The following is a 5754-nucleotide window of genomic DNA, read 5'->3' as shown; positions in this document are numbered from 1 at the left end:
GTTCCTTAGCCGAGCTATTAAACGAATATAATAGCAAGTACAAAGCAATTAAAATACTGGAACCAAACAAGAAAAATAATACCAATATAGAAAAAATTAGCAATACTCTGTATGAAGAGCTGAATAGAGATAAACAAAAGATTGTTAATTTATTAACAGAAATGGAAGCAGAGCAGTATATTCAGCAATTACAAGACAGTGATCCTAACCAAGTTATAGACGCTAGACAGAAGGAAATATACACCAATTTAGAACAATTTACACCAAAAATAATAACAGAAAAGTTACCTGTATTAAAGTCAGGAGTAAAAGATAAAGTCAATGTAACTATTTTACAAAATGCTTTAAAAAGAAATCGAAATTACAATTCTGGACAAGGAAATTACAATCCTGGAGAATTTGGAGAATTTGATAATTCAACTCAAAAAGCTGTTGAAAATCTCCAAGAGACTTATATACAAAAATCAACAACAACAATGAAAAAAGATGGAAAAGTGGGAGCTAGCACCTGGAACTTGTTGATTGGTAGGCTCAAGGATTTACAAGTAGAAAAGGTATATGAAATTTTAAACAAACACTTAGAGCTTGACAACCAAACAGATTATAATATTGTCACCGAAATTAAAAAATGTCGAGACAATAATCAAAATGAAAAGGCTTTAGAATTTGTCAATTGCCTGGAAAAATTGAACGATTAACCCTAAAAATATCTAACTTATGAAGTACAAAAAATGCGTAGTATTTATTTTCACATAATATCAGGTATTTTTTCAGCCATAATAGGCTGGAGTTTAAGTCAATTATTTTGGCTTGACATTGGTAAACTTCTCAATCAGGAGAAATCAGCTTTTGATACCATATCATTGCCACCAGACATAATTGTACTACCAATAATAGCAGCCAGTATCGCAGTAGGAATGGTGGTGACAGAAATATTGGTTACTAACCCAACTAAACATCGACTTAACCTTAGAGAAATATTCTTTATTAACCCCGCTCGTAATAGATCGCAAACCTTACCTCATTTTTGGTTAGCAGTTTTATGTGGGTTAGGCGCAGGTTTAATATCAGCTCTGTTAGCTTGGTGGTTATACAGCACTAACCTTTCAGGGCAGTGGGTAAGATTGATATGTTGGGTGATAGTAGGTTTATCTGTGGGTTTAGCTGAGGGGTTGAGTTGGCGATCGCGCAGCATGGAAGGCGAAACTCAAAGAGCAAATCAACGCTTATTCAAAAGTATTGCATTAGGAGTGGTTGCAGGTTTAATTGCAGCTTTAATCGTAGAAGGAGTCCGGCCTCAACTAAAAACCTCTGGTTTAGCTGGTTATGAAGACGTCATTAGCTTTAGTATTCTCGGCGCTGCTTTGGGATTTGGCTTAAGTTTAGCCGCTGCTCCTAGTTATGCAGTAGCTTTACGAGCAGGTGCTGGTTTTGAAATGACAGCAGAAATGGAACATATCTTGAAAGATCATGATGCTGATTTACCTCGTATCATGAACGTTACTCGCCTCCAGCTAGTTACCGACGACGATTCGAGTACTACTCTTGAAGAAAACTTATCTATTAAACTGCCATTATATACCAAAAAAAACGAAGCAATAATGATTGGTGGTTACACTGATGTAGACATTTACTTGCCAGGTATTCCTAACAGATGTGCATCTTTATCTGTAAATAACCGTGTCGTTGAAATTCAATGTTTAGCCGCAGGAAAGGTTCAAATCAATCGAACTTTAATGAAAGAAAGGCAAAGAAAATCACTCCGTCACGGTCAAATTATAACTTTGTTACGAAAGGATAACCCAGACAAATATTACTGTTTTTGTTTCTATGATACTTTATACGATCCACAAAGCTAAACTAACAATAATAGCAGTTTCTTTTGCTATACTACCATTCGGTTGTGCTGCCATACCTGAAAATATAATTAGTCAAGATGATTGTAGTAATACTGGAGAAAATCCTCAAAAATGCCCGGAAATTACTCGTATAATTCCAGAAGGCAATATAGTTAAAATGCGGGTTAAAGTTTATAACAAAGAAGGAAACTTTAATCCCAGTTTACAACAATCAGATTTCTCTGTAGAAACTATTAGTGAATTTGGTAGGGAAAAAACTATTCAACCAACTGTTATTCTGCCTACTGATCCTAAAGCAAAAACTACTCCTGCTGATGTAATTATTATGTTAGATATGAGTGGGAGTATGAGGTTTGAAGATTCTAGTCCAGGTACAAGACGCATTAAATTTAAGGGTGCTATTGAAGCTATAAACGAATTTATTGATGCTGTTAATGATCGGCCAAATTTAACTGTTAGAATAGGTCTAGCACCTTTTGGTCAAGGAGGTAATGAATTTACAGTAACTGATAAAAGTTTAGATGCCAATTTTTACGAATCTGACAGTGAGAAGTTCAAGGAAAAAGTAGAAGAGTTAGCCAATCAATATGAATATCTCGACGCTTCTACTAATTTATATCAACCACTAGAAACTGCTGTTAAATATTTGAGAAAGTCAGTTTCTAATAGTAATAATACAACTAATAATTCTCAATCCAGACAGTTAGTTGTAATTGTGTTATCTGATGGCTTTCATAATAATGACCGCAAAACAGAAGAACAACAATTTGAGAGATTAAAAAATATTCTCCAACCTCAAGATTCACAAATACCAAAGGTTAAAGTTCACACATTAGGCTATGGTGAATCTTTAACAGAAATTTACGATAGTTCAGAGTGTAATATTGAATTAACTGAAGCACAATTAACAGAAGATGAAATAATTATCGAACAAAAAGTTATTGATAAAATTATTGATAATTGTGAACATCCAATAACAAGAATTGACCCATCAATAAAAATTGACCAATTCATTGTAGATCAACCACGTTTAAAACAAATCGCTGATTTAACAGGAGGTAGTCATCAATTTCCAGATAATGCTGAAGAGGTCGCCCAGAGTTTAATTAAATTCCTAGAAAGTCTACAAGAATATCAATTAGAGTATGAGGAACCAGACGGCGATCGCGCGACTCAACATCAAGTCAAAGTTTTAGTTAAAGGTCTTACTTCTAATGCGAAAGATTACCGCATTACTAATTTTATCTACGAACCTTTAGAAGCAAAAACTAGGGGATTATTAACTTTAGGAACTTTAATTATTTTTGGTTTAATAGGGGTAGTTCCCTTTATCAAATGGAGTGAAAAATTACGCGCAGAGAGATAAATTATGACAGAATATATTTTAACTTTAAAAATACCCAATGCAGGTAATAAAAAGATTTACTATTCAGTGAATTTAACTGGTAGTGATATGTAAGCATTCAGCTATTAGCTGTCAGCTCTCAGCTCTTATTTTGGCAAGTTCAGTAGAAATTATTCGCTGGAGTACCCAGTACGATCATGTTAGGTTAAGGGTAAAAGTTGTCTGTCAAGATAACGTTCCTATTCAACCCAATTTTAATTATTGCCCTCTGCCTCCATCTAAACGTTGGCAAATTATTGCTGTAATGTTAATTGTTTTAGTGTAAGTAGATAGGTGCAAATAAACCTCACTATGTAAATAAACCAGTAAAAATCCTAGGAGACAGAATTCGAGCGTTCAGGAATGATATTTTAGTATAAGTCATAATACCAAAATTTATGGTAGAAATAAAGTAGGTTTTAAAGAATCAGGAAAAGACTGAGTTATGAGACAAATTACTTTAACTTCCGAACAAGAAAAATTTTTAGAAAAATTATTGAATACTGGCAAATATAACACAGCTCAAGAAGCGATCGCTAGAGCTTTTCAATTATTAGAAGAAGAGGATGATGATATTAAATTACCTTCTTATGTTAAAGGGACTGAATCTGCCAAAAAATTATTAAAGGAAAAGGTTAAAAAATATCGAGAGGAGCGAGAAAAAAATAAGAATAAACCTATAGATCCTGAAAGAGCAAGGTTGGCAGCAGAATTTAAGCGATTATGTGAAGAAACCCAAGCATTACACTCAGATAATCCTTTAACTGATGAAGAAATTGCTGCTGAAATTGAAGCTTATAGGAGAGGAGAATGAGAGTTATTATTGACACAAATATTTTAGTGTCTGCTGCTGTTGCTGATGGTAAACCAGAAACAGCGATTAATTTTATTATTAGTAGTTCTAATTATGAGTGGATTGTATCAGAGGAAATTTTAGCAGAATATAGCGCTACGCGCTAGGCAACAGGCAACAGGCAACAGGCAAAAGTAAACTGTGAGTGGGTTTGGTGGATTTAGGAATGTCCTAACCTAAACTTGTAGCGCTATATAATGAAGTTTTATATCGAAGAAAGCTGAAACTTAGTGACACCAAAAAAACAGAATGGTTAAACTTAATTAGAGATAGTACAAGGTTAATTGAAGTTAATCTTACAGTTGACTTTAAAAGAGACCCTAAAGATGCTAAATTTATCGCTTTAGCAATGGCAAGTGAGGCGGATTTTTTGATTACAGGGGATAAAGATTTTAGTGAGATGAGAGAATTACCAAAAACAATTATTGTTTCAGTTTCTTTGTTCTATGATTTATTTATAAATGAGGAATAGATATATGTTGAAAATGATTATTAATTCTCCAGGAGAAAACTGAATTATGAGAAAAATTACTTTAACCCCTGAACAAAAAAAGTTATTGAATACTGGCAAAGATTTTTTGTTTTTAGTTGGGCTTTAGCCCTGACAATACTTAGTATTAGGACTAGAGCAAAACTACAAGCCTAATTATAACTATTCAACCGGAGATGATATGGGTGTTCGTTTCAGTGGATATAGTGGCTCTTTTCCATTCAATTGCCAAATGCTAAATACTAATACGGCCGCCACAGTTAACCATACACAGGAAGGGGCTAAAATTATTCCTGCTGTGGGATTAATTTGCCAGTAAAAGATAGTAACTATTAAAGCAGATAACCAAGGACCTAAAATTACGACGGGAACCGCAGCACCTAACCTACGTTCTACAGTAAATATTGTATTCCAAGTATCTCCTAAAGCAAGATGCACTGCAAAAACTATTAAAGGAAGTACTAAAAATTGTTGGTTCATCTCCTGCCAAACTAATAATGAAGAGATAACTCGTAAGACTGCAATTGTCATCCATACTATGGGAAAAGCTAAAGGTGGAGGTGCCCATTTTGGTCTGACTATAGTATCATAAGTCTGACGAGAACGAGTATTATCTAATGGGGAAAAAATTCGCGAACGAATACTTAATAAGGTAAAAAATATCCCTGCAAATACGGTACTTAACCAATTAGGAAAAGAAGAATTACCATCAACTAAAATTACCAATTTTTCCATTCCCCAGAAAGCTATCAGAATGATTCCTATTTGTACAATAGTTCCTAATTTATACATTAAAAGGAGTTTTATATCTAGCTCTTTTGTAGAAACTATTTGTTTGCTAATGGATTGGTTTTTGGACTCAGTTTTTACCCCCATTACTGTATTGACAAGCTGTTCGACTGTTCCACCATCATTTGATTGAGTCATAATCAGAATATTCAGAAAACTATCAACTTTATTTTCATATAGAATCTGATTATATAGCAATCTTATTTGAGTTGAAAGAAATTGTAGATTTTAGGCAACAGCTCATCTCGCAAAAGGGAAGATAATTTCTGAAACCAGATGTCTATTGTATAATATCATGTCCGGTTGAATAGTTATAATTACAGTGCTTTTCATTTGAGTAGACCACAAAATTATTTTTGGCACTTAGAGTAGGGAGTAG

General features: G+C 33.8%; 7 protein-coding genes and 1 pseudogene. 7 read left to right on the top strand and 1 reads right to left on the bottom strand.

The window, feature by feature from the left end; all coding sequences use genetic code 11:
* The 7 genes and pseudogenes from AC3DU7_RS23125 to AC3DU7_RS23095 form a co-directional block, all read left to right on the top strand.
* Positions 1-698: peptidoglycan-binding domain-containing protein (locus AC3DU7_RS23125; RefSeq protein ID WP_488041646.1), on the top strand; the 698-nt coding region annotated here is incomplete at its 5' end.
* Positions 699-731: 33 nt separating this feature from the next.
* A complete protein-coding gene (locus tag AC3DU7_RS23120) occupies positions 732-1859 on the top strand; it encodes a hypothetical protein (RefSeq protein WP_488041645.1) in 1128 nt (375 codons plus the stop codon).
* A complete protein-coding gene (locus AC3DU7_RS23115) occupies positions 1831-3225 on the top strand; it encodes a vWA domain-containing protein (RefSeq protein WP_488041644.1) in 1395 nt (464 codons plus the stop codon). The genes AC3DU7_RS23120 and AC3DU7_RS23115 overlap by 29 nt, the downstream gene beginning before the upstream one ends.
* Before the next feature lie 130 nt (positions 3226-3355).
* Positions 3356-3529 carry a hypothetical protein gene (locus AC3DU7_RS23110; protein ID WP_488041643.1) on the top strand — a complete coding sequence of 58 codons (174 nt, stop codon included), beginning with the start codon at positions 3356-3358 and terminating at the stop codon, positions 3527-3529.
* Between the two features lie 159 nt (positions 3530-3688).
* Positions 3689-4057, top strand: a complete 369-nt coding sequence (locus tag AC3DU7_RS23105) for a ribbon-helix-helix domain-containing protein (RefSeq protein WP_488041642.1) — start codon at positions 3689-3691, stop codon at positions 4055-4057.
* The gene (locus tag AC3DU7_RS23100; protein WP_488041641.1) at positions 4054-4203 is read left to right on the top strand and encodes a PIN domain-containing protein; all 150 of its coding nucleotides are present in this window, start codon (positions 4054-4056) and stop codon (positions 4201-4203) included. Before AC3DU7_RS23105 ends, AC3DU7_RS23100 begins: the two co-directional genes overlap by 4 nt.
* A 101-nt stretch (positions 4204-4304) precedes the next feature.
* Positions 4305-4568 (top strand): annotated as a pseudogene (locus AC3DU7_RS23095) (putative toxin-antitoxin system toxin component, PIN family); the annotation flags it as partial.
* Positions 4569-4748: 180 nt separating this feature from the next.
* Here the strand turns inward: AC3DU7_RS23095 and AC3DU7_RS23090 are convergent.
* Positions 4749-5513 (bottom strand): TspO/MBR family protein, encoded by a 765-nt coding sequence (locus AC3DU7_RS23090; protein ID WP_488041640.1) that lies wholly within the window; start codon positions 5511-5513, stop codon positions 4749-4751.
* Positions 5514-5754 lie beyond the last annotated feature (241 nt).

It is taken from the genome of Okeania sp. (assembly GCF_983059655.1).
The sequence above is the reverse complement of the archived record's forward strand: the minus strand, read 5'-3'. Positions and strand labels throughout refer to the sequence as shown.

Bases quoted from the DNA above. Each gene is read 5' to 3' on its own strand.
- AC3DU7_RS23100 (WP_488041641.1), top strand. From the start codon at position 4,054: ATGAGAGTTATTATTGACACAAATATTTTAGTGTCTGCTGCTGTTGCT.
- AC3DU7_RS23105 (WP_488041642.1), top strand. From the start codon at position 3,689: ATGAGACAAATTACTTTAACTTCCGAACAAGAAAAATTTTTAGAAAAA.
- AC3DU7_RS23115 (WP_488041644.1), top strand. From the start codon at position 1,831: ATGATACTTTATACGATCCACAAAGCTAAACTAACAATAATAGCAGTT.
- AC3DU7_RS23120 (WP_488041645.1), top strand. From the start codon at position 732: ATGCGTAGTATTTATTTTCACATAATATCAGGTATTTTTTCAGCCATA.
- AC3DU7_RS23090 (WP_488041640.1), bottom strand. From the start codon at position 5,513: ATGACTCAATCAAATGATGGTGGAACAGTCGAACAGCTTGTCAATACA.